At 52.9% G+C, this 20,836-nt stretch carries 26 protein-coding genes; 14 read left to right on the forward strand and 12 right to left on the reverse strand.

Annotation, left to right across the window (positions count from 1 at the left end):
• Positions 1 to 57 precede the first annotated feature (57 nt).
• Positions 58 to 426 (reverse strand): hypothetical protein, encoded by a 369-nt coding sequence (locus ACQR3R_RS02625; protein ID WP_428270399.1) that lies wholly within the window; start codon positions 424 to 426, stop codon positions 58 to 60.
• 99 nt (positions 427 to 525) lie between these two features.
• A complete protein-coding gene (locus ACQR3R_RS02630; RefSeq protein ID WP_428270401.1) occupies positions 526 to 1,077 on the reverse strand; it encodes a hypothetical protein in 552 nt (183 codons plus the stop codon).
• Positions 1,078 to 1,169: 92 nt separating this feature from the next.
• On the opposite strand from ACQR3R_RS02630, the gene ACQR3R_RS02635 reads away from it, so the two are divergent.
• The 6 genes from ACQR3R_RS02635 to ACQR3R_RS02660 all read left to right on the forward strand — a co-directional run bounded on the left by ACQR3R_RS02635 (position 1,170) and on the right by ACQR3R_RS02660 (position 5,580).
• The gene (locus ACQR3R_RS02635) at positions 1,170 to 1,754 is read left to right on the forward strand and encodes a phage baseplate assembly protein V (protein WP_428270402.1); all 585 of its coding nucleotides are present in this window, start codon (positions 1,170 to 1,172) and stop codon (positions 1,752 to 1,754) included.
• Positions 1,751 to 2,188, forward strand: a complete 438-nt coding sequence (locus ACQR3R_RS02640) for a phage GP46 family protein (RefSeq protein WP_428270404.1) — start codon at positions 1,751 to 1,753, stop codon at positions 2,186 to 2,188. Before ACQR3R_RS02635 ends, ACQR3R_RS02640 begins: the two co-directional genes overlap by 4 nt.
• A 108-nt stretch (positions 2,189 to 2,296) precedes the next feature.
• Positions 2,297 to 3,250 (forward strand): baseplate J/gp47 family protein, encoded by a 954-nt coding sequence (locus tag ACQR3R_RS02645; RefSeq protein WP_428270405.1) that lies wholly within the window; start codon positions 2,297 to 2,299, stop codon positions 3,248 to 3,250.
• A 137-nt stretch (positions 3,251 to 3,387) separates the two neighbouring features.
• The gene (locus tag ACQR3R_RS02650) at positions 3,388 to 3,984 is read left to right on the forward strand and encodes a putative phage tail protein (RefSeq protein ID WP_428270407.1); all 597 of its coding nucleotides are present in this window, start codon (positions 3,388 to 3,390) and stop codon (positions 3,982 to 3,984) included.
• An 8-nt stretch (positions 3,985 to 3,992) separates the two neighbouring features.
• On the forward strand, positions 3,993 to 5,357 hold the full coding sequence (locus tag ACQR3R_RS02655; protein ID WP_428270408.1) for a hypothetical protein: 1,365 nt from the start codon (positions 3,993 to 3,995) through the stop codon (positions 5,355 to 5,357).
• Between the two features lies 1 nt (position 5,358).
• Positions 5,359 to 5,580 carry a hypothetical protein gene (locus ACQR3R_RS02660; RefSeq protein ID WP_428270410.1) on the forward strand — a complete coding sequence of 74 codons (222 nt, stop codon included), beginning with the start codon at positions 5,359 to 5,361 and terminating at the stop codon, positions 5,578 to 5,580.
• A gap of 3 nt (positions 5,581 to 5,583) precedes the next feature.
• On the opposite strand, the gene ACQR3R_RS02665 is transcribed toward ACQR3R_RS02660, so the two are convergent.
• Positions 5,584 to 6,921 carry a methyltransferase domain-containing protein gene (locus ACQR3R_RS02665; RefSeq protein WP_428270411.1) on the reverse strand — a complete coding sequence of 446 codons (1,338 nt, stop codon included), beginning with the start codon at positions 6,919 to 6,921 and terminating at the stop codon, positions 5,584 to 5,586.
• Between the two features lie 79 nt (positions 6,922 to 7,000).
• Between ACQR3R_RS02665 and ACQR3R_RS02670 the strand changes: the two genes are divergently transcribed.
• The 3 genes from ACQR3R_RS02670 to ACQR3R_RS02680 are packed head-to-tail and all read left to right on the forward strand — an operon-like array spanning position 7,001 to position 8,375.
• Positions 7,001 to 7,549 carry a glycoside hydrolase family 19 protein gene (locus tag ACQR3R_RS02670; protein ID WP_428270413.1) on the forward strand — a complete coding sequence of 183 codons (549 nt, stop codon included), beginning with the start codon at positions 7,001 to 7,003 and terminating at the stop codon, positions 7,547 to 7,549.
• Positions 7,546 to 7,863: a ubiquitination-like system serine protease family protein gene (locus ACQR3R_RS02675; RefSeq protein WP_428270415.1), complete on the forward strand. Its 318-nt coding sequence runs from the start codon at positions 7,546 to 7,548 to the stop codon at positions 7,861 to 7,863. Before ACQR3R_RS02670 ends, ACQR3R_RS02675 begins: the two co-directional genes overlap by 4 nt.
• The gene (locus ACQR3R_RS02680; protein ID WP_428270417.1) at positions 7,860 to 8,375 is read left to right on the forward strand and encodes a hypothetical protein; all 516 of its coding nucleotides are present in this window, start codon (positions 7,860 to 7,862) and stop codon (positions 8,373 to 8,375) included. The genes ACQR3R_RS02675 and ACQR3R_RS02680 overlap by 4 nt, the downstream gene beginning before the upstream one ends.
• Positions 8,376 to 8,389: 14 nt before the next feature.
• Here the strand turns inward: ACQR3R_RS02680 and ACQR3R_RS02685 are convergent, their stop codons facing one another.
• The 5 genes from ACQR3R_RS02685 to ACQR3R_RS02705 form a co-directional block, all read right to left on the reverse strand.
• Entirely contained in the window at positions 8,390 to 8,971 is a 582-nt protein-coding gene (locus tag ACQR3R_RS02685) for a hypothetical protein (protein WP_428270419.1), read from the reverse strand.
• On the reverse strand, positions 8,964 to 10,706 hold the full coding sequence (locus ACQR3R_RS02690) for a hypothetical protein (protein WP_428270421.1): 1,743 nt from the start codon (positions 10,704 to 10,706) through the stop codon (positions 8,964 to 8,966). Before ACQR3R_RS02690 ends, ACQR3R_RS02685 begins: the two co-directional genes overlap by 8 nt.
• A gap of 228 nt (positions 10,707 to 10,934) precedes the next feature.
• Positions 10,935 to 12,596 (reverse strand): hypothetical protein, encoded by a 1,662-nt coding sequence (locus ACQR3R_RS02695; protein ID WP_428270423.1) that lies wholly within the window; start codon positions 12,594 to 12,596, stop codon positions 10,935 to 10,937.
• A gap of 76 nt (positions 12,597 to 12,672) precedes the next feature.
• Positions 12,673 to 13,629: a flippase-like domain-containing protein gene (locus ACQR3R_RS02700; protein ID WP_428270425.1), complete on the reverse strand. Its 957-nt coding sequence runs from the start codon at positions 13,627 to 13,629 to the stop codon at positions 12,673 to 12,675.
• Between the two features lie 285 nt (positions 13,630 to 13,914).
• Entirely contained in the window at positions 13,915 to 14,115 is a 201-nt protein-coding gene (locus ACQR3R_RS02705; RefSeq protein WP_428270427.1) for a hypothetical protein, read from the reverse strand.
• A 911-nt stretch (positions 14,116 to 15,026) separates the two neighbouring features.
• Here ACQR3R_RS02705 and ACQR3R_RS02710 point away from each other — a divergent pair.
• From ACQR3R_RS02710 to ACQR3R_RS02720, 3 genes are all read left to right on the forward strand, one after another.
• On the forward strand, positions 15,027 to 15,449 hold the full coding sequence (locus ACQR3R_RS02710; RefSeq protein ID WP_428270429.1) for an RDD family protein: 423 nt from the start codon (positions 15,027 to 15,029) through the stop codon (positions 15,447 to 15,449).
• Positions 15,450 to 15,500: 51 nt separating this feature from the next.
• On the forward strand, positions 15,501 to 15,932 hold the full coding sequence (locus ACQR3R_RS02715; protein ID WP_428270431.1) for a hypothetical protein: 432 nt from the start codon (positions 15,501 to 15,503) through the stop codon (positions 15,930 to 15,932).
• A 102-nt stretch (positions 15,933 to 16,034) separates the two neighbouring features.
• A complete protein-coding gene (locus ACQR3R_RS02720) occupies positions 16,035 to 16,490 on the forward strand; it encodes a DUF2214 family protein (RefSeq protein ID WP_428270433.1) in 456 nt (151 codons plus the stop codon).
• Between the two features lie 179 nt (positions 16,491 to 16,669).
• Here ACQR3R_RS02720 and csrA read toward each other — a convergent pair whose 3' ends face one another.
• A complete protein-coding gene (csrA, locus tag ACQR3R_RS02725; protein WP_045057924.1) occupies positions 16,670 to 16,861 on the reverse strand; it encodes a carbon storage regulator CsrA in 192 nt (63 codons plus the stop codon).
• 250 nt (positions 16,862 to 17,111) lie between these two features.
• Between csrA and ACQR3R_RS02730 the strand changes: the two genes are divergently transcribed.
• Both ACQR3R_RS02730 and ACQR3R_RS02735 read left to right on the forward strand, forming a co-directional pair.
• Positions 17,112 to 17,477 carry a hypothetical protein gene (locus ACQR3R_RS02730; RefSeq protein ID WP_428270434.1) on the forward strand — a complete coding sequence of 122 codons (366 nt, stop codon included), beginning with the start codon at positions 17,112 to 17,114 and terminating at the stop codon, positions 17,475 to 17,477.
• Between the two features lie 102 nt (positions 17,478 to 17,579).
• Positions 17,580 to 18,491 (forward strand): siderophore-interacting protein, encoded by a 912-nt coding sequence (locus ACQR3R_RS02735; protein ID WP_428270435.1) that lies wholly within the window; start codon positions 17,580 to 17,582, stop codon positions 18,489 to 18,491.
• Positions 18,492 to 18,545: 54 nt separating this feature from the next.
• On the opposite strand, the gene ACQR3R_RS02740 is transcribed toward ACQR3R_RS02735, so the two are convergent.
• The 3 genes from ACQR3R_RS02740 to ACQR3R_RS02750 all read right to left on the reverse strand — a co-directional run bounded on the left by ACQR3R_RS02740 (position 18,546) and on the right by ACQR3R_RS02750 (position 20,775).
• Complete coding sequence (locus ACQR3R_RS02740) at positions 18,546 to 19,235, reverse strand: endonuclease (RefSeq protein WP_428270437.1); 690 nt, start codon at positions 19,233 to 19,235, stop codon at positions 18,546 to 18,548.
• A gap of 4 nt (positions 19,236 to 19,239) precedes the next feature.
• Complete coding sequence (locus ACQR3R_RS02745) at positions 19,240 to 19,479, reverse strand: DUF1654 domain-containing protein (protein ID WP_428270438.1); 240 nt, start codon at positions 19,477 to 19,479, stop codon at positions 19,240 to 19,242.
• 207 nt (positions 19,480 to 19,686) lie between these two features.
• Positions 19,687 to 20,775, reverse strand: coding sequence for a type II asparaginase (locus ACQR3R_RS02750; protein WP_428270439.1), 1,089 nt, complete (start codon positions 20,773 to 20,775; stop codon positions 19,687 to 19,689).
• Positions 20,776 to 20,836: the final 61 nt, after the last annotated feature.

A 20,836-nucleotide genomic window follows, 5' to 3' on the forward strand; every position in this document is an offset into this window, starting at 1 on the left:
GATGTAAGCATTACAGTGGCCCCTTGTAGATGAGCCAGGCCATGTAGGCGAGGGCGATCATGGCGTTACCTGCTTACGGTAGCCGGCGTCGATAGCTCGAAGGAAGTCGCCCTGGCCTCGCTGATCAATGCCTTCCCATGGCAGGCGATGGTTTTCGTTGGGGATCATCGTCTCAAAGAGTTCTCGAGCCAGTTCTTGCCGATGCTGCTCTGCGGTCGCGCCGTTTGGGCGGAACTCACGCAAGCCGACGTAGGCGCAGTGTTCGACATCAGATCCGATGTACTGCCAGACCATCACATTGCTTGATGAGTAGAGGATGGTGCACGTGCCAAACCCCGATTCGCCAGTGGATCCATCGACTTCGCAAACCGTTCCGGCGGGCGGTGGGCCCTCGCCAGTCCATGGCAAAACAGTTTCTTCAGGCATTGCGATTCCTTTGCCGCTATAGCGGCTGACTTTGAAGGGGGAGGGAGTTACAGAGGGGTGGAGTACAGATGTACTCTTGTCAGGATTCGGCTGACTCGGTCAGCGTTTCACCTTGGTCCTGCAGGTCGCGGTGGTCTTGGCCCAAATGGCGATCACCTTTCGACCTTCACCCTTGAAGCTCGATAGCCACGGCCCCTCCATGCGCTCATACGAAATGCTCAGCGGGCAGGACCGGACCTGCTTGCCGTCTTTGAAGTCAGGGATACGCAACATGGCGTGGGTTTCCAGATCGGGGTCCAGCGTCTGGAGCTGCCGGATCAATTGGCGAACCGTCTTCGGCGCGGCCCAGTTCACCGGCTCGCGCTCGTGCTGGGTCAGCTCATCAATGCGCTGATCCGCCACGTTAAGTCGCAGCTGAAGGGCTTGTTCGCGGGCAATGGATTCTGCGAGCAGAGCGCGATCCGACTTGTAAGGCGTTGGGCATTCACCAGCGGGGAGTTCCGTATAGGTGCCACGAGCTTTACAGCCCCGGCAGATCACCAGGCCACCATCGTCACCCTCGACGGCCTCATTGCAATGCTTGCTCATCGTGCCATCTCCCATATCAGACCCGCCCGCCGGGCCGAGGTAAGTAATTGTTGGCTTGCTCACTTTGAACCCCTTCAATTGTCCGTACCCGTGTAGGTGCGCCAGCCGATCAACCTAACGCCGCTCTATGGCGAGTTTTCCCAGGCGGTGCCGCAATGACCAGTGAATCCGACAGTTTTGGAGTTATGCAGAGGATGTGGCGCCGAATTCAGCTGATGTCGAGTTGGGGTCGGGTCACGTTTTGCGATGACGGAAAAACCGCGCAGCTGCTGCAGGTGAAACTCAACGATTCCGAGACGCGCGACAGCACGCCGAGAATCGCCGAGTTCGGATTTACCTCGTTCCCTCCGAATGGGTCTGACGTCCTGGTGGTCTTTATGGGCGGCGACCGCTCAAAGGGTGTTGTGGTTGCAACCGGGCATCAACAAAGCCGCCCAATCGGGCTGGTTTCCGGTGAAAGCATGGTTTACGACCTATGGGGCAAAAGCGTCTATTTGACCAAAGATAACGGCATCGTCGTAGAGGCTGGCGGCGCTCCGGTCACGGTCAGCAATGCAACAACTGTCACGATCAATGCTGCTACAGCCGTCGATATGAACACGCCGGTGCTGAGGGTCAGCGGCGATATTGAAGCTGGAGGAAATGTCAAAGACAGTGTCCGCACGATGGCCGAGGATCGACTAATTTTCAATTCGCACACCAACGGGAGCGGCACGACAACGCCGACACCACAACAATGAGCGATATCACCACAACCTGGATCGTCCAGAGCGGCACGGGCGACTGGTCGATCAGCGGCGGCGCCCTAACCAGCGGTGACGATCTGGAAACAGCCGTCCTCATCAGCCTGTTCACCGATCGAGCTGCGGAGGCTACCGATGTACCACCGGACGGCGGCGATGATCGCCGTGGATGGTGGGGAGACGAAGAAGAAGACGTGCCGATTGGCTCGCGCCTCTGGCTGCTTGATCGATCACGCCTGACAACCGCCGCTGCCAATACGGCCCGCATTTACATCGAAGAGGCGTTGAAATGGCTTATCGATGATGAGGTGGCCACCAGCGTCAAAGCGCTCACCGCAATTTCGGGGGCAAGTCAGTTAAACAGCATCGTCACCATCACGCGTAGCGACGGCACGGTGGTCCCGCTCAAGTTCAACTGGGCCTGGCGATAGTCCTGATATTCGAATTACTGCAATCCCGCCAGTCGCGGGATTTTTCTTGCCTGGAGTTTGTCGCTCATGCCATATCCCAGACCCACACTTTCAGAGCTGCGAGCGAGAGTGGCTTCCGACATTACGTTGGGAATCCCGACCGCCGATGGCTTACTACGTTTTTCAAACCTGCAGATTCTCGGCAAGGCAGTCGCCGGCCTGGACCATTTGAACTACGGCTATCTCGACTGGATCGCCAAGCAGGCAGTACCGTATACATCGTCCGGTGAGTTTTTACAGGCGTGGGCGGCCCTTAAAAACGTCTACCAAAAGACCGCATCTTTCGCGGGCGGCAGCGTCACTTTCCCCGCCACTGCGGGCAAAACGATCGATAGTGGTACCGAGATATCGCGAAGCGATTCGTTCACCTTCACCACCCAAGCGCCGGCCACTGTCGGCGTGGGTGGCATGGTAACGGTGCAAGTTCTGGCTGATCTGGCGGGCGAGGCAAGCAACACTCCGGTGGGCAGCTTGATGACCCTTGGGATTTCGATTGAAGGTATCTCGTCGAGCGGTGCGGTCACCACAGCAATTACCGGCGGCGCGGACCAAGAAAAGGAAGACGCGCTATTCCAGCGAATGCTGGAGGCTTATCAGAACACCCCTATGGGTGGGTCGGTCACTGATTACCCCATTTGGGCGAAGGCGGTACCTGGTGTGACGCGGGCATGGTGCGCTCCGAACGGCTTCGGCACCGGAACCGTTGTGGTCTACGTGATGTTCGATGAGGCCAATGCTAATCACCAGGGCTTTCCTCAAGGAACCAACGGCATCTCCTCCAGTGATAACAGGGTCACTTCTGGAAATCTTGCCTCGGGCGATCAACTCACCGTGGCCAACAGCATTTTCCCCAAGCAGCCGGTTACAGCGATGGTCTATGCATGCTCACCAATCGCCGCTCCGAAAAACTTCACAATCACCGGCCTCACCGGGGCCTCGCTTGCGACGCGCGCCGCGGTTGCCGCTGCGATTTCCGAGGTGTTAAGGAGCAGGGTGCGCCGCTTTCTGACGGGTCTTTTGTAGCGCTCTCCGATATCGATTCAGCGATTGCCGCGATCGCATCGACGAAGGGGTTTGTGATCACTTCGCCGGTCGCGAACATAGCGAACGTCCTCGGTTATCTCCCGACCCTCGGCTCCATTACCTATAGCTGATCCCCTATGCCAAAGCCTTCGTTCACCAGTGCCGATTTCACGTTTGCGCTGCTTGGGCTGCTTCCGCGTGGCCGAGTTTGGCCTAAAGAGCTCAGCAGCGTTCATGCGCAAGCGGTGTCCTGTTTTGCCCCGACGTTTCAGAGGCTCAGTGATTCCGCCTTGGGTTTGCTGGTCGATGCGTTTCCCGCCACCGCCGTGAATCTTCTCGGCGAGTGGGAGCTGACCTTGGGCCTGCCCGACCCCTGCGCCGGGGTATCGCCGACTTTTCAAGGACGGCGTAACCAGGTCGTTGCGAGATTTACCAACACCGGCGGCCAATCCATCCAATACTTCGAGGCTTTTGCGCTAGGCCTGGGCTACACGGTAACCGTTACTCAGTACGCCCCTTTTCGATGCGGACAGAGCGCGTGTGGTCAGCAGCTGGGAGGGGAGGATTGGTTCTTTACCTGGGCCATTAACAGCCCGCTTAACACCATCAGCTATTTCCGAACCGGGCAGTCGGCCATGGGCGATCCCTTGTCGTCATGGGGGAACTCGGTACTCGAGTGCGAGTTATCCCAGGCCAAACCGGCGCACACCATTCTGCAATTCCATTATTCGTGAGGCTCTAGATGTATCAGATCGACAACTCAACGGCTGCTGCAACTATTCCAGCGAGTACATCTGCTGGAGCACCTGGTTTCTTTACTGATGGGAACCCGGCGACCGGCGTGGCGGCGACGATCATGCCTGCTGAATTTATGAACATGCTCATGATGGAAATCATCAATGTTCTTGGCGCGGCAGGGATTACACCCTCGAAGTCCAACTTCACGCAGCTGATTACCGCCATTCGGGCGGTGAATCGGCAAGTGTCCATTCTTGCTGATACCGGGGTTGCTGGTACTTATTCGGCGGTGAATTCTCCCGCTCTGTCGGCGCTTCCTACTACCGGTTACATTCAGCGCGTCAACATCGCAAACCTCAATCCCGGAGCTTCCACGTACTCGCCAGATGGCTTGGCGGCAAAGCCTATCTACGGTCTTGGCCTTCAACCACTCCAGGGTGGAGAGCTGGCGGTCGGCGTTGCCATTCTCATGTACCTGGTGCAGGCGGGCGTGAACGGCGGCAATGGCGCCTGGATCATTATTGAGTCGCTCGGTGGTGCCCAGCAAATTGCCACGGCGACAAAGGGTCAGCATGCTGCCCAGTTGGCCCAGACGGCGCTAGTTCAGTCAGCAAGAGGGTTGGTCGGAGCCAATAACGCGACTACGCCAAATACGCAATATGATGTGGCTGCCGACTTTTTAGTGTTGCGAAATCCATCTACTGGATCCTTAGCAAATATCACTGCCACCGGAACACTCACATGCAACCTTGCAACTGCCGGACCTGCAGTTAATGGTCGAGATCAATCAGGCGCGTTTTTAGCGTCCACTTGGGTGCACGTCTATTTCATCTGGAACGGCTCTACTCTGGCTACGGTAGTGAGCCTTAATGCGCCACCAGCTGGGCCGACCCTTACAGGCGCGCTTGCTGGATACACTCACTGGTTCTATGTTGGTGCATTATATTTCAACGCTAGTTCGCAACTCACTAAGACACGGTATCGTGGTAATCGTGCAATTCATTACACGCAAGTTGGAGTAGTTACGAACGGTAGCGCAACTTCGCAAACGGCAGCGTCCACGGCTACAGGAGTTCCTCCAAACGCTCAAACGGCAATCGTAATTGCTTCTGGACAAATGAATACCAGTGCATCTGGCGGAGCCCAAAGCTTTATCGGGATGCGAGTAGATTCTGGGTCCGACGCATTTACCGTTCCTTTTTCTGCTGCTGCATCTAGTGTAGCTCTTGCGAACGGAACTCAAGAGCTGCCAAACATAGGGCAAAACATCTACTACCTCTGGTACTCCGAGACAAATCCCGGAAATATATCTTTACGCTCTTCGCAGATTGCGGTGTGCGGGTTCACAGTTTCAAACGGAGCTTGCTGATATGGCTAATAGTATTTCGGTAGTGCGAAAATCCTTTCGAGATCCAGCGACAGGCTTACTTAAAGCGCATGGGTATATGGATCGCAACGACGAAGGGGATCTTGAGCGTGAAGAAGCGGAGGATTTTTTACTTCAGCCAAGATTGTGGCGAATGGAAAAAGGTGGGTGGGTTAAGGCGGAGCCGAGCGATGAAACAATCATCGCCTGGCCAAACCTTAAATAATGCTTAGGCTCGCCGCAGTAGTGAGCTTAGCCTGCGGATTGGTTTAGTTAACTTCCAAGAGGAACTTTGGCGCATGGCAATTACTTCTTCTTGCAATGCTGCATTTTTAGAACGCTCGGTTTCCAATAAGGCCTCTAGGCTTTGTGCATAATCAATAGGATCGATAAATGCCTTATTCAGTGCAATCGAATTATCACTGACAGGCATGTATCGTCGAATCCAAAGGTCTCGAACTTCAGTAAATTTTTCGTCGATCGCCAATAGGCGTGAAATAGCTTCCTGCCACGCGACTGGAGAGAGGGAATCTGAAACCGTACCGCTCTGAAGTGCCTGTTCCAAATTTGGTGTGCATGGCTCATTCGTTTGGTCTGGCTCAACCTCTATTGTTCTTAGGCGGTAAAACTCGCACTCGTGATGGCGGAGCTGCAGTCCAATGCGCGCGGCGTAGTACTCGCGCTTAATGCGTGAAAAATGGTCGGCTCCAGCTTTTGCTTGTGCCTCGGCCTTTCTCTGTTCGTAGTCAGCTGGCTTTCTGGCAATCACGCTGACTCCGGCAGCCAGAGCCCGCTTGGAATACTCAGATGATTGATTGAACCAGGTGCGCGCTGTCTCGGTATCTCTCAGGGCATCGATAAAACGACCGACAGGCATACCAAGAATCTGATGCCGATCTGCTAGATGAAGTCCTTCAATGAATCGGTGAAGGCTGTTTTCGATGCTGTTCGAGGCACGATCTTTGAAAGGGATTATCGATTCAACTAACTCGAAATCGTCTACCAAAAATGTCTCCGCGGCCTGCGGCGTCATGTTGAAATAATGCCCAGGAAAACCGTGGTAACCCTGCATAAATGCTGTGTCAACCATCAGGCCACCACCTCCTTTCAAGACGCGGCGCATTTCTGATATTGCTGCAAATGGGTCGTAAAGATGTTCAAACACTGCGTCAGATTCAACCCAGGCGATTGACCCATCAGCGAACGGGAGTGCTTCGGCTTCTGCCACGATGTCGGTGTTATGTGTGGGCAGGATGTCGACAGATAAAACGTCGGGGTGATCACACGGCACGTTGCCAGATCCGAGATGAATCTTCAGGCCGGGAACCGCCGCCGATGCTGAGTGAGGAACATATACATCAAAGTTCTGGGAAATGATGCTTTCGTCAGGTGGCGTGATATGCATCGCCATGACATTGCGGACCAAAATTGGTTTTCCGTTGATGATCGGATAACGCTCGCCTGCTGCTGAGACCAGCTCCGATCCTTCGATGTGCAAGGCAGTTCCCGTGCGTGGGCAGCGAAGAAGGTGTAGTGCTGCCTCGATTTTCTTATTCATCTTGATCATTTATGCCGTCCTGGAAGTAGCGAAATTCTAACAGTTTCCATCGCCGCTCCTGAGCGGCTTTTTTCGCCTGGAGAAAAGTATGCCCATCACCGCGCAGCAGCTGCTGCAGATACTCCCGAACGCCGGCAAAAAAGCCGGCGTTTTTGCACCTGTACTAAACACGGCCATGGGCCGGTACCAGATCATTGGGGTTAAGCGCGTTGCCGCGTTTGTTGCACAGATCGGCCATGAGTCAGGCCATCTGGTCTACGTCCGTGAACTGTGGGGGCCGACACCTTCCCAGTCTAGGTACGAAGGCCGCAAAGACTTGGGCAACAACGTAGCGGGCGATGGCTTCCGTTTTCGAGGTCGTGGCCTGATTCAGGTGACAGGGCGGTCGAACTACGCGGCGTGTGGCGAGGCGCTAGGCCTGGACTTGATCAAGCAGCCTGAGCTACTGGAGCAACCTGAATACGCGTGCATGTCGGCCGCTTGGTTCTGGTCGACTCACGGGCTGAATACTTTGGCCGATGCAGGGGACAACCAGAATATCGGCAGCATCATCAACACCGGAGGGAAAGGGCGCACGCCCAATGGCGCGGCGGAGCGGATGGCCTTCTACAACACTGCGCTGAAGGTGCTGGCATGAGCGGTACCGGATTCACCAAGTTGTCGTGTGTGCTGGCCAAGGCCAAGGAGGGCGATCTTTTCTTCGAGTGCCCGGGCTGCAACATGGTCCACGGCATTTCCACTGGGGTTGGACCTGGTCCTCGCTGGGGCTACAACGGCAATGCGGAGTCACCGACGTTCACGCCGTCGGTTCTGGTCCAATACAACTGGTCGGACGGTCCTAGGGTTTGCCATTCGTTCGTGACCGAGGGTCGCATACAGTTCCTCAGTGACTGCACGCACAAGTTGGCGGGTCAGACCGTTGACCTTCCCGACTGGGAGGATGAGCAATGATGACTCCCGGGCAAATTCTCGCCGCGGTCCTGCTGGCGGTTGCCATGGGGTTTGGGGGTGCTTGGAAGGTTCAGGACTGGCGTTACGGGGAGCAGCTCGCGCAACAGACCAGCTTGCACCAGTCCGACCTGGCCTCAATCAGCAACGCAGCGGCTGCTCAGATGCGAGCCGATCAAGACAAACGCCTTGCGCTCGAGCAGCGCCTGTCAACAAGTGACCAAATCCACCACAAGGAACTGAGCGATGCTCAAACGAAACAGGCTCGCGTGCGTGACAGCCTTGCTACTGCTGAACTCCGGCTGTCAGTCCTTCTCGACGCCACAGATTCAGCCAGTGGCTGCGACATGCCTGCCACCCCCGGCACCGTCGGCGTGGCTCATGCAGCCCGTCGAGCCCAACTTGACCCAGCGCATGCTCAACGAATTATCGACATCACCAATACCGGCGACCAAGGATTGATAGCTCTGGCTGCGTGCCAAAAATATGCGAAGGAAATATCAGCTCGAAAATAGATCAGGCATCGCGTCTAGTTCGTTACTATTTTTGGTGCGCGCCAAAGCGTCCAAACGCCTGGCTCCGATGACAGGGGGGCGATCTCTATACTCACTTTTTGTCCAGAAAACTCCGACAAATCCTGTGAAATTGTCACCCATTGATTCGCCGCTAATCGGTCGCCAGTGAGTTCGACGATTGAGTCGATATATTTTTCTCTGCTTGAGACTCGCACACGAAACTTCACACCGTTCACAGATGTGTCTGGGTTCCACGCTTCGTGGACCCTAACATCACTGATGAATTTTGTAGCAGATGTCGCAGGGACTCGTTTGAAAGTTACCCACTGACCTGTGTTGATCCATAGTATTTGCTGAGAAATATTACCACTTACCTCAAATAGATTCGTTCTTATACGCGGTTGATCGCCTATATCAATCACCGTTTTTGGCCAGGAGGACAAGTCTATTTCCCATCCGTATTTTTCAAATCCACCATCACGATTGATCTTCATGAATATAGCTGGGCCTGCCAGCCCGGCGAAAAGAAGAGCAATTATAGATAACGAAAGAGATCGCCCTGGCGAGCTGAAAAAGCACATAACAACTTTATGCATGATCTGCCTCGTACCGCTTATTTTGTGTCAATTTGTGTGCCGCATATGTACTTGATAGGACTCGTATCATGGTACTTGCATACACAGCGCCTAAAAGCACAAGAGTTAGCCATAGATAATGCTCAAAGTTGTTGTCTATGTATCGAACGCTTGGGTATCTGGATGCGTAAACTACAGCGTACTCTGTGAATATGAGAGACGCGAAAATTACCATGGAATTCTTTGTCATTTTGTTTAGTGTTAAAGCTGTAGCGATGATGATAGGTATCAAGGCAAAAAGCATTATAGGAGCGATAAAGTGATCATCACGCCGATACAAAGTCATTCCTGGAATTAATGGAAGAACCACGAAAACAATTAATGCCAGCGATAGATGCCAGTTTTTGCTTACGTTGCGTTTGATTCCGATCAATGCAATGACTCCGCCAGTCAAGCAAAAAGGAAATAGGAATCTGGTGAATTGAGTGCGGAACAACGCCTCAGCGAATGATCGCCAATCAAGAATAGGACCGGAATAGGAAGACGACACAAGCCAGCCTAGAGTCTCAAACGGGAGTAATCCTTTAATCAAGTTGATGAAAGGAAGGATCAATAGGTTCTGTGGGGACGTTGAGGAATAGAATCCTTGAGCCATGTCTTCGAGGCTGTGATGCAATCCATAATCTGTGGAAACACCATAAATATAGTAAGCCTGCAAAGGCGATTGACCGCCAAAGAAATGGTCAGCGCCGAACCAAAAGGCAGGGAACGCAAAACCAATCAATGCGATCGCTGATGCATTGATATATCTATTTGTGCTGTTTGATGGCCAAAAAAGTATATAAATGATAAGTACGCCGATCAGCGACAAATGCGCCCATAAAAACGACCCGTGGACAAGGAAGCTGACGCCGCTAACGAAAGCGGCCAGCCACCATTGTCGACGAAAAATCAGAAGCGATGCGCAAAGGATGATGTACACCCCAAACAGTTTCGGCCACACACCAATCGTATTGAACACAATGCTTGGAGCTGCTAACGCTATCCCACATATAACACATCCAGCGATGCCAAGAGCATATCGTTTCGCGATTGCTAAAACCGCATATACAATGCTTGAGTTGATCCAAATCCATAGTGCGAAGTAAGCCAACGATTCTGTGGGGGAGTATTCTCCAAAGGACTGGGATGGCATCAGTCCAATTGCGGAAAGTGCAGCGGCAGTTACAATCCCACCCAAAAAAGGTCGGTCGAATATCGCAAAGTCCTGCATATTTGCAAGGCTCGCTCCATGTATAAGATATTGCGCTTGGAAAAGTCCTTGCGGCGAATCGCCAGGTGATACGCCTGTCAGGTTGTATGCCGTCCAAAAAAGCGTGTCTCCACGGGCTGCGCCGTAGTGGAATGCCAACAAAATAGTGAAGCAAGCCAGGCCAAAGGCTGAACATATTAATATCGGTCGTCGCGCTTCCTTAAGAAAGCCAAACGTGTTTTTCCAGTCAAGCACTACGCAGAGAAGCAACGCCCAGAATGTCCAGGCTAAGGCGGAAGGGAAAAGCGCGATTGCTGCTCCGGACAAGGCTACGTGTAATAGGACGCCAAAAAACAGCGACGTCATTATTCGTATATCTGCATTGTCGGAAAAGCTTTCCCTCCAGATTATCCCTGAAATTTTCGACCCGATCAGGGTCGCGAAAAACATGTAGCCCATTCCGAACAAGGCTGCTGGAATGGCTATCCCTATCATTTCTAGCATTTTCTGACTCAAGCGCAGGTTTATGGGGCAATCATACTTAAGCGCTAAGCGTGTGTCGCCTCCAACGAATTGTCGCCATCACCGATTCCGGGGAGGGGCGGGGGCAGCGATTGATCGCGCTGGTCGCTTGGCAAGCCCATATCAAAGAAACTTGCGGAGCGACGTCAGAATTGGACTGAGTTGACTGATCGGAAGCAGGGCAGGGTTACTGTCCTGCTTACTTCTAGTTTAGCGAGGCTCCAACACCTGAACAGTGCCGAACCGTTGGGTTTCCTTATAATTTGCTTGAATGTAGCTATCAAGTAATTTTGATCCATTCGCTAGCCGTGAATCGTTTGGTTCTTCGGCGTCATCCCAGCGGCTATCAAGTACCACTATTTTTGGAGGTGACTCACGCATTTGGCCAATCATTTGTAACTGGATTCTCTCTTGGGATTGTACGCCAGGGTGGAGATCGTGCCACTTGACTGCGGGTTGACGCTCCGCAACGAAATAGAACGTAACTGCGTTCGCGAATAGTTTGTCATGCCGTGTCGTGCCTACGTATATTTTGTCGTTTGGTTGTGTTTTTTTCATGACGACTTTCGCAGCTAACAAATAGTCGTTGTCGATGCCAACGCATCTCATGCGTGGCAACATTGGGTGGGTGCAGTTAGCAATAACGTTAGATTTTCCACCAATGATATTGGTTGCGCCATAAACGGTTTCTATTGCTCCGGAAAATGTCGGGCTTACTAATAAAGCAGCGGCAAGTGAAAAGCTTGGCAGCAAAATAAATTTGCCAGGTTGGGATTTCCAGCTAATGCGCGGAGAATAAATTGCTAGCAATATTACAGAAAGGACCAAAGCTTGAATCATGTGGAAAGACGAAACTCGAACCATGCCTTTTATTGTAAATAGAAGGCATGTGATCAAAATTATAGGAATCAGCACCCAACTTTCATTAGCCGTTGAGGTCCTGAATATTGTTGTTTTTTTGTCCGCTCTTGTAGCGAACTCTGCGATTAAAATACTAATCACCAAGATGAATGGGACGTAAACTACAAAGGCAGGTATATCTAGCGCCAATAAGGCGTGAAGCTTTGGGAATGGTATTGATCTAACTGCTGGGTATATCTTTGAAGGTATGTAAATTAGGTTTTCGTAAAGATCAGCCAGCGGTACCGTGTAAAGTAAAAATGCCATAATGGGTATGAACACAGCTAGCGTGCCCGCGCCATAAATAATTATTTGGCGGGTTGATTTGTTGAGAGCGTGACGCGTACTCGGCGCCTGAAGCAAGTTAACTATAAGGCTACTTATTGAAATTCCCAGAGCGCTATACAATCCTAGGTCGTGCCGAAAACTAGTAGCTAGACCAGTTGATATGCCGGCTAAAAACAAGTAGCAGGTTTTCCCCCTTAGACCTTTTTCAGCTAAAAGCATAGAAGCCATCGCCAGTGTTAGAGCTGGAAATGCTGGAAATGCCTCTAAGTGCGCGGCAATAAGCATGAAAAGAATAATAGCAGTTGCTGCAATCGAATATGCTTTTGGTGCAAGCCGAGAAATTATCACGTACGACAAGCTTGTAATAATTGCTTTTTCTAACATGCCCATCGTTCTAACTACCAAGTCGGTATGACCGAAGATAGAAAATAGCCACGAGGTTAAATAAAATTGACCTGGACCATACATTGTCCAGAAATCGCGATATGGAACCTTTCCGCCAGACACCAACTCGGCGCCCAATAAAACTATTCCTTCGTCGTATATATTTATTAGCGGCTCAAAAGCAAAGAATTGGAACACTAACGCGGTAAAAAATACAAACCAGGGTGCCCAGGCTGAAGGTGTATCGAGCTGTAGTCGGCTTTTCATTATTATGTCTGGTTTGTAATGTTGAATTGTCATGCAAAAACCTAAATAGTTTATTTGTATAAATCGATGTTTTAAGTTCAGATAACTTAAATCATCTCATTCATGATTTCTATTTGTTAGGTGCTAAATGTCTTGTTTTCGTGAGCGCAATCATGCCCACCCCAACGGAAAACCAAAGAGTGCACAATCGGATAAGCACAACTGCAGCAATGGCGTCGGCATGTGGCACGCCTTTCCATATTAGCAAGGTTGCCATTACGGCTTCCGTGCCGCCTAGACCTCCTGGCATAAAACTCAATGCGCCAGCTAGAATTGATAGTGCATATACAAATACCGCGAAGGTTAATGGTACGTCTGCGCCTATCCAACTCAATATCCAGTAAAAAGCAAGTGCTTCGGAGCTACAAGCCAATACCCCCAGCAATGCTGCCAACAGAAACATACCGGGGCTATGGCAACGCTGGGCTTCAGTTAAAATGTGATTTAAATGTTTCGCTAGTCTCGTAGCTTTCCCATATGACTCAGGAATAAAGCGAACTAAGCGCTCGATCAATCTGCGCTGAGAAAGAGCTACGAGGCCTACAAGCACCATTCCGAATCCAACGAGAATCATGGCCTTAGCGTCGGGATACAAACTAAGACCGAGTAGCGTTAATAACGCTATCGCTAACAAATCAGACAGGCGTTCGCTAAAATAAGCTGCGAAGCTTTTTGGGTAAGGGACACCCCACTGTTTGAATAGTACGCCACGCAATGCTTCGCCCGCCCGACCTGGCGTTGTAGTCAGAGCAAAGCCTGCGAGGTACATCTTAAAGCTTGGTTGCGTGGGGAGAGGATGACCTAATTTATTTAGGTAAATTTGCCAGCGTAAGAAACGCACGCTGTAATTAATCAGAGACATAAGCATAGCAATGACAATCCCTGGCAAGCCAACCTTGACGATGGCACTGCTTACATCCTGCCAACCCACCCACAGGGAAAAACCCAGGTAACCGAGTGCAGCCGCTCCGGCCGAGAGGGTAACAGCACGATATCGCCAACCTGACAGATACTGCGTTTCGCTCACAGGTTGAGCCTCTTAACGATAGGCTCAGGGTAGCAGTGGATGACCAATGCCAAAAAACGTGGGGTATTCGGAGTTGCAATAACCACAGAAATCTTCCCGGTGCGTAGTACAGATACGATTAAATCTGCAGATTAAATCCGGAAAGTAGCCGGCTGCAGGACATGGCAATCAAATGCCGCCAAGTTTAAAAGGCGCTCAAAATACCACGTCCATCCCATCAATAAACTCAATTAAAACGGACGTGAGTGAGCGGCTGAGGGTCTAGGTAGATAGCGGCGCGGAGCATCACCATTGAGTGGCTGCCTGAACCTCAGCCTTCACCCATTGCTGCCATTTTTCTTCAAGTGGTGCGCTTGAGTAACGTCCGTCCTCTAGTCGAGACAGATCGATATCGGCACCCAGTTCGGAGATTTCGAGCGCTTCGAATTCTGCGCGAAAGTTCTCTGCATGATCGCTTTTCAGCATCGATTTCAGTTTGTCAAGCATTTCGCTTCTCTCCTTTGAATGTCGAACAGATTTTCGGCGGCAATAATACAATAGAATTAGCCTTAATCGGCGGCCTGGTAATGACCTGTTGAGGTCACAGGGTTGTGCGACTTAGGAGGCACACCGACCGCCGATCCGGCCGTTGTTGGATAAATGCCAGCCGATTCAGGACACTGGTTTTTTATCCAGTATTGAGTTGGCGATGTATTTCCTGAACACGACCATGAGAGAGAAGGGGGTCGCCAGGGAATGGAAAGCGATCCGGCAGACGGTCGGCGTCCCGGCCGACATCAACATCTGAAAGCTGATGTGCGGGCAGATGAACCGAACCAGCGACATTGCTGAGATTCGGCCGGATGGCATGCCGCTAGACAAAGTGCCGCTACCGCCGCTAATCGAGGCTTGGCTCTCAGGAGTGGCGAATAACGCTTTCACGCTGAGTGGCCTGGAGGAAATCGACAGCTGCCTGTATGCGCAGTCGTGGTGGTGTAGGCCGGTTTGATGGGTTGGCAGAGCGCCGGGGAGAGGGGGGAGTACTGTAGGAATATACAACGCTAAGTTATTGATTCTTATAGGGTGAAGTGTCGGTTTTACACCTCTTGAAAAATGCCTATTTTTCCTTCTGCATCAATTACTTGCGTAGGTTTCGTGGTCACCTTGACATGGTGGGGGTCGTTGGTTCGAGTCCAATCGCGCCTACCAAACAAAATCCGCTCTGCTGGGCGGTCTAGAAGGGCTCACCGAAAGGTGGGCCCTTTTTTGTTGTCTGGCGTTTGGGCAAACATTGAATTTGCGCGTGCGTAGGAAGCGCTTGCCGCGCCATACCTTCAGCTCACCTTTGACTTTTAAGTAAAGCAATTGCCTCATCGGCCGTTATTCCTTTATCCCAGATACCCACGGAGCGACAAAGCATGGATAGCAACACCACTCAAAACGAGTATCAGAAGCCAAAAAACCTGGCTGGATTGGGGCGCAGGTGGGGAGGGCAGATCATTGATTCGATCATCACCTTTGCGCTGTTCTACGTCGTAGGGCTGACGGCCGAGTTTGTTGGCCTGCCGCAAAACGTGGCGGCTATCCTGGCGTTTGGCTCGGGGGCGGCGTATTACCTGTTTTCCGATGCCATGCCCAACGGTCAAAGCGTTGGTAAAAAGGTGCTGGGGATGTCAGTGATTGATGAGCGCAGCTACCTTGACTGCAATCTTTATCAATCCTTTTTGCGCAACATCACTACGCCCTTTCTGAGCGTCCTGGACTGGATCTTTATTTTCTTCGGCTCGCGCAAGCGACTGGGCGACATGCTTGCGTCTACGATCGTGATCCGATCCAGGTAAGGGCCAGTTATCCTGGCTAGCGTTAGTGAACTTGCATCAAGGAGCGATGGAATGGGGAATGGATACAATACGGCACTGGTTATAGGGGCCGGGCTGAGTCTGCTGGCGGCCCTCATGCATGTCGGGGTGATCATGAAAGGGCCTTCCTGGTATCACCTGTTTGGAGCTGGCGAGCGCTTTGTGCGTGCGGCTCAGGCTGGTCGCAAATTTCCCGCAGTCGTCACGATGGGGATCGCACTGGTGCTCGGCGCATGGTCTGCGTATGCACTCTCAGGTGCCGGGGTAATCGATCCCTTACCTCTGTTGCGCCCTGCATTGTGCGTCATAACCCTGGTCTATCTGTTGCGTGGCCTGTTGGGACCGTTCGTGTTGGCCGGCACGGGGCGAAGTGTTCGCTTCATCATGATCAGCTCGGCAATCTGCCTCATGTTTGGGCTGGTGCATCTGTTCGGGGTGGTGCAAGTGTGGGGTCGCCTTGCCTGAGTCCTGGCCAAGCCTATTGCGATAACCCGACAGCAGGGCAATTCACGATTTATGAGCTACTACTGACAGGTTGATTCACTTCGCCCTGACAGGAGTATCTCGATGCTGACTCACTGGTTGCTTGCTGCGGTACATCTCTTGGCGTTTGCCACAGGATTTTGGGCGGTGCTTTCGCGTGGCACTGCTTTGCGGCGTCTGGCCAGCGGTTTAGGCGAGGCACGCAGCGTATTGATCGCAGATAACGTGTGGGGGATTTCTGCGTTGATTCTGCTGGTCACTGGTGGGATGAGAGCTTTTGGCGGGTTTGAGAAAGGCACCGACTATTACCTTCATCAGCCGCTGTTCCATTTGAAGATGACACTGTTCATCCTCATTCTGGTGCTCGAGGTGGCGCCGATGGTAACGCTGATCAAATGGCGGATTGCTCAGGCACGCGGTTCTTCAATTGATATCGGGCGAGCAACGCTGTTTGCGCGGATCAGTCATGTCCAGGCATTGCTGGTATTGCTGATGGTGGTGGCGGCCACGGGCATGGCGCGAGGGGTATCGTTTGGGTAAATGAGTGCGGATGCACTCTTTCTCAGGATTTATACGAAACGTCCGACAGCCATGAGGTGAACTCTGCCGGTAGTATCGGCAGCACGTTTCGGCGGGGGAGTTGGAAGGCGTCGTGACAGTTGAATCTTAGCCAGCCGTGGTTCGGGGGTGAACGGGCTGGCTACTGACTGCAGCAGGATTCAGTTTTGAGGCTTGTCCGGAGCGGTCAGGCCAGCTTGAATACGCTGATAAATCTCTTCGCGGTGCACCGCAACGTCTTTCGGGGCGTTGATGCCAATCCTGACTTGCTGGCCACTAACGCCGAGGATGGTGATCGTAATGTCATCACCAATGTTTATGCTTTCACCGACTTTGCGGGTGAGTATCAGCATGGTCTTCTCCTTGATTGCTTTGTAGGGCACCTGATTCGGACAGTGCAGAGGTCGGTGGTATGTATAGATTAGTGCGAAGTCTCACGGTTTGGGTGCCTCTTTCTGACGCGCAGACGCTGCATAAATTCCCAAGGCGTAACTATACAGACGCAGCAACCATCATTCTCGTTGTTTTGGGCCCATTTTGCGGCACTCGGAAAGTATTCATGAATGTTAAAATCCTGGCTTTGAGTATTCAGAGGGAAACGTTGTGCGCAAAATGGTCTTGGTAATCGCGGTACTGGCATTGGCGGGATGCGGTGAGGGCAACAGTCGTGATGTGCAAAAGCCCCGGCCAGCGGCGGTTTCAGCGCCTGTAGTGGCTGCCGGTGCGCAGTGGGATCTCGAAGTTCGCGGCGAAACCACTCAAGCGGTCAGTGACCTGAGCGGCTGGTTGATTGAGCACAGCTTCGTTTCCAACGTTGTCATGGAAGATGGCAAGGCGCGGATCCTGCTCGGTCCATTCAGTTCGAAAGCCGAGGTTGATGCTAAAAAATCTGATGTTGAAGCGGCGCTCGCCCGGGCCAAGAAACAAAACGTTCAATTGCTGGTCATCGAGCATCCGGTCATTCAGTAACGGATGTTTCTTTTGCGGCCATTCGGCCGAATCTCTTAAAGGGAGCTGACGGTAACTCGTCTCTAGACGTAGTCACTGTTGATTCCCCGAAGGAGTTCCCCCATGGCCTCCGCCACACCGTACAAAATATTCGACGCGGTCCTGCGTCGCAAAACCACCCTCAGCCCTCATCTGATGCGCGTCACGCTGGCCGGTCCCATGGTCACCGAGATGGCGACCTGGGCGCCGGATCAGCGTGTAAAGCTGTTTTTCCCGGCGCAGGACGGATCGCCTGCCACACTTGCCCACGATGAAGGTTGGTACGCCCGATATCGCTCGATGCCGGTTGCCAATCGTCCGGCGATGCGCACCTACACCATTCGACATTTGCGCGCCGAGCAGGGTGAGGTGGACATCGATTTCGTATTGCACGGCGAAACCGGCCCAGCATCCCGTTGGGCGATCCATGCCACCGCAGGCGAGCCGATACAGATCGTCGCGCCAGATCGTCAGTTTTCGGCACAAGATGCTGGCGGGTTCGAATGGAAGCCGCCGCAGCAGCTGAAGCATTTGTTGCTGGTGGCAGACGCCACGGCGCTACCCGCAGCGCTGGGGATTCTCGAGGAGATGGCCGTGCATGCCATGCCGCCAGTTACCCAAGCCTTTTTCGAAGTGGACAGCTTGGCGGATGCGTTGCCGGTCCCTGATTGGCCCGGGCTTTCAGTGGAGTGGTTGATTCGGGACCACGCCATCACTACGGCGGCAGGCTCACTGATGGTCGAAGCGGTCCGCCGGGCAAACCTGCCTTCGTTCGCTTTGGAAACACCAGGTGCGGCGGACCTGGCGGAAGTCAATGTCGACGAGGACATCCTCTGGGAAACATCAACGCCTCGCGCTGACGGCTTCTACGGCTGGGTCGCCGGTGAAACAGTCGCAGTGATGAGCTTGCGCAAGCATTTGATCAACGAGCGCGGCATCGCTCGTGAATCCCTCAACCTGATGGGGTACTGGCGCTACAACAAGGTCGGCGGCTAATAACGCAAAAGGCCCCGGGTAATTAACCCGAGGCCTTTTGTTTTGAGTGAGTTTTTAACCGCAGGCTTTCATGTTTACCGGGCCGACAAAGTCATTACCGCGGCCCATCACGCACGCCACACTCTGGTTGCGCTGACGTTCCCAGGTCTGAACCGGATAGGTCTTGTCCCAGGCTTCGTACAACTGGCGATCCTGCCTGGAAAGGCTCAAGCCGTATTGCTTGCTCATGTAGAAATAAGTGCGGGCGATCATCCCGCGAATGGAAGGACGAGGCATCACCTTCTTCGCTTTGAAATCGACCTGCGTCAGGCACGATCCATATTGGCCCGATTGCACCGGCAACCACCCAAAGCTGAAGTTATTACGATCGCCGTTTACCTCGCCGATGCTGGGCACCAGATTGTGCAAATCGGCCTCGGCTTTTTGATAAACCGGGTCGTAGCGTGTGCAATTTTTACGACCGCCCTGTTGCCAGCATTGGCGTTGATGACCAATTTGCCAGGCAGGGACGATGTGCTCCCATTCAATGCGCGACGCACGTTTGGCATTTTTGCGCGGCACGTAACCGCACGCCGATAGATTGACCTTGTTGCCAGTGTATTTACAGCCGCAATAGAACTCGGTGGATTGCGGCGCGTATAGCTTCCAGGCAACTTTCTTGGCTTCGCTGAAGGTGCGCGGCGCAGCAGCCTGGGCACCCGTGGCGATGAACAGAAACAGTAAAGCGAAACAACGGACACTCATTGATTCAATCTTCCTTCGGCACAACCCAGAAAATCTGCACACCGCCATCGTCGCGATAGGCGAGGGTGACGTTGTCGTTTTCGTCGATTTCTTCGAGTAACTGTTCCCACTCGTCCACCGGTTCGTCCGGCAGACGAAAGATCAGCGCGGCTTTGGCTTTTTGAGCAGTGGGGGAATTAATGATTTTCTGAACGCGAATGCCCATGCGTGCATAAGCGTCGGGAGAGGCAGAGGTGTTGGCCACGGAATTATCCTTATTAAGCTGTACGTGCATACAGTATTTAACTGTAGGCATTTTCGCAACTGCTTAAAATTCAAGAAAATCCTCTGACAGCGCTTTTTACCGTTTGGTGTAGGAAAAGGAGATTTTTTTTGGCGGTGCATGAGCCACCCGCCAGAGAGGGCGAGTGGAGGAGCGGTGCCCGACCGGAACCGGTCGGGCGAGGGTGACTCAGTATTCCCAGAACATCCGTTGCAGTTCTTTGCTGTCGTTGGTCTTGGTCAGCGCAACCATGGCCAGGATGCGCGCCTTTTGCGGGTTCAGGTCATGTGCCACCACCCAATCGTACTTGTCGTCAGGCTGCTCGGCGTTACGCAATACGAAGCCGCCAGCGTTAACGTGGGAGGAACGAATGATCTGCACGCCATCCTTGCGCAAGGCTTGCAAGGTTGGAACGACACGTGAAGAAACCGAACCATTGCCAGTGCCGGCATGAATGATGGCTTTGGCACCGGATTGGGCCAGCGCTTTGTAAGCGGTATCGCTCACGTTGCCGTAGGAATAGGCGATTTCGACGTCAGGCAGACTCTTGATGTCTTTGATATCGAATTCGGAATCCATGGTGTGGCGCTTGGCTGGCAGGCGGAACCAATAGGACTTGCCTTCAACCACCATGCCGAGAGGACCCCAGGCACTTTTAAACGCCTCGGTCTTGATATTGATCATTTTGCTGACGTCGCGACCCGACTGGATTTCATCGTTCATGGTCACCAGCACGCCTTTGCCGCGCGCCTCTTTGCTGCTGGCCACGGCCACCGCGTTGTAGAGGTTCAACATGCCATCGGCAGACATCGCAGTGCCAGGACGCATGGACCCGACCACGATGATCGGCTTGTCGGTTTTTTCGACCAGGTTCAGGAAGTAAGCGGTTTCTTCCAGCGTATCGGTGCCGTGGGTGATGACGATGCCATCGACGTCTTTGCTGTCGGCCAGCTCGGCAACGCGGCGGCCCAATTGCAGGAGGTTGTCGTTTGTAATGCTTTCGGATGCAATTTGCATGACCTGTTCGCCACGCACGTTAGCCAGTTGGCTCAGCTCGGGAACCCCGGCGATCAACTGTTCGATGCCGACTTTTGCCGCTTGGTAAGTGGCGCTGTTCGCAGCGCTGGCGCCCGCGCCGGCAATGGTGCCGCCGGTGGCCAGGATGACTACGTTCGCCAGTTTTTGTTTGGTTTCGACTTCTTTTGCCTGAAGGGCAGTGGGCAGAAGCAGCAGCAGGGCCAAGGCGCCCGGAACAAAGGTTTTCAAAGCAGATGTCATTATTTTTCTCTCTAGTCGTGAGACGGTGCGGATGCAACTTCATCTAGATGCGCCCCAGGCA

It is taken from the genome of Gordonia sp. IEGM753 (assembly GCF_050321825.1).
Classification (GTDB): domain Bacteria; phylum Pseudomonadota; class Gammaproteobacteria; order Pseudomonadales; family Pseudomonadaceae; genus Aquipseudomonas.

Coding starts and splice junctions, on each gene's coding strand:
- ACQR3R_RS02625 (WP_428270399.1), bottom strand. CDS start 426: ATGCCTGAAGAAACTGTTTTGCCATGGACTGGCGAGGGCCCACCGCCC.
- ACQR3R_RS02635 (WP_428270402.1), top strand. CDS start 1,170: ATGACCAGTGAATCCGACAGTTTTGGAGTTATGCAGAGGATGTGGCGC.
- ACQR3R_RS02640 (WP_428270404.1), top strand. CDS start 1,751: ATGAGCGATATCACCACAACCTGGATCGTCCAGAGCGGCACGGGCGAC.
- ACQR3R_RS02650 (WP_428270407.1), top strand. CDS start 3,388: ATGCCAAAGCCTTCGTTCACCAGTGCCGATTTCACGTTTGCGCTGCTT.
- ACQR3R_RS02655 (WP_428270408.1), top strand. CDS start 3,993: ATGTATCAGATCGACAACTCAACGGCTGCTGCAACTATTCCAGCGAGT.
- ACQR3R_RS02660 (WP_428270410.1), top strand. CDS start 5,359: ATGGCTAATAGTATTTCGGTAGTGCGAAAATCCTTTCGAGATCCAGCG.
- ACQR3R_RS02665 (WP_428270411.1), bottom strand. CDS start 6,921: ATGATCAAGATGAATAAGAAAATCGAGGCAGCACTACACCTTCTTCGC.
- ACQR3R_RS02670 (WP_428270413.1), top strand. CDS start 7,001: ATGCCCATCACCGCGCAGCAGCTGCTGCAGATACTCCCGAACGCCGGC.
- ACQR3R_RS02675 (WP_428270415.1), top strand. CDS start 7,546: ATGAGCGGTACCGGATTCACCAAGTTGTCGTGTGTGCTGGCCAAGGCC.
- ACQR3R_RS02680 (WP_428270417.1), top strand. CDS start 7,860: ATGATGACTCCCGGGCAAATTCTCGCCGCGGTCCTGCTGGCGGTTGCC.
- ACQR3R_RS02685 (WP_428270419.1), bottom strand. CDS start 8,971: ATGCATAAAGTTGTTATGTGCTTTTTCAGCTCGCCAGGGCGATCTCTT.
- ACQR3R_RS02690 (WP_428270421.1), bottom strand. CDS start 10,706: ATGCTAGAAATGATAGGGATAGCCATTCCAGCAGCCTTGTTCGGAATG.
- ACQR3R_RS02695 (WP_428270423.1), bottom strand. CDS start 12,596: ATGACAATTCAACATTACAAACCAGACATAATAATGAAAAGCCGACTA.
- ACQR3R_RS02705 (WP_428270427.1), bottom strand. CDS start 14,115: ATGCTTGACAAACTGAAATCGATGCTGAAAAGCGATCATGCAGAGAAC.
- ACQR3R_RS02710 (WP_428270429.1), top strand. CDS start 15,027: ATGGATAGCAACACCACTCAAAACGAGTATCAGAAGCCAAAAAACCTG.
- ACQR3R_RS02715 (WP_428270431.1), top strand. CDS start 15,501: ATGGGGAATGGATACAATACGGCACTGGTTATAGGGGCCGGGCTGAGT.
- ACQR3R_RS02720 (WP_428270433.1), top strand. CDS start 16,035: ATGCTGACTCACTGGTTGCTTGCTGCGGTACATCTCTTGGCGTTTGCC.
- csrA (WP_045057924.1), bottom strand. CDS start 16,861: ATGCTGATACTCACCCGCAAAGTCGGTGAAAGCATAAACATTGGTGAT.
- ACQR3R_RS02735 (WP_428270435.1), top strand. CDS start 17,580: ATGGCCTCCGCCACACCGTACAAAATATTCGACGCGGTCCTGCGTCGC.
- ACQR3R_RS02740 (WP_428270437.1), bottom strand. CDS start 19,235: ATGAGTGTCCGTTGTTTCGCTTTACTGTTTCTGTTCATCGCCACGGGT.
- ACQR3R_RS02750 (WP_428270439.1), bottom strand. CDS start 20,775: ATGACATCTGCTTTGAAAACCTTTGTTCCGGGCGCCTTGGCCCTGCTG.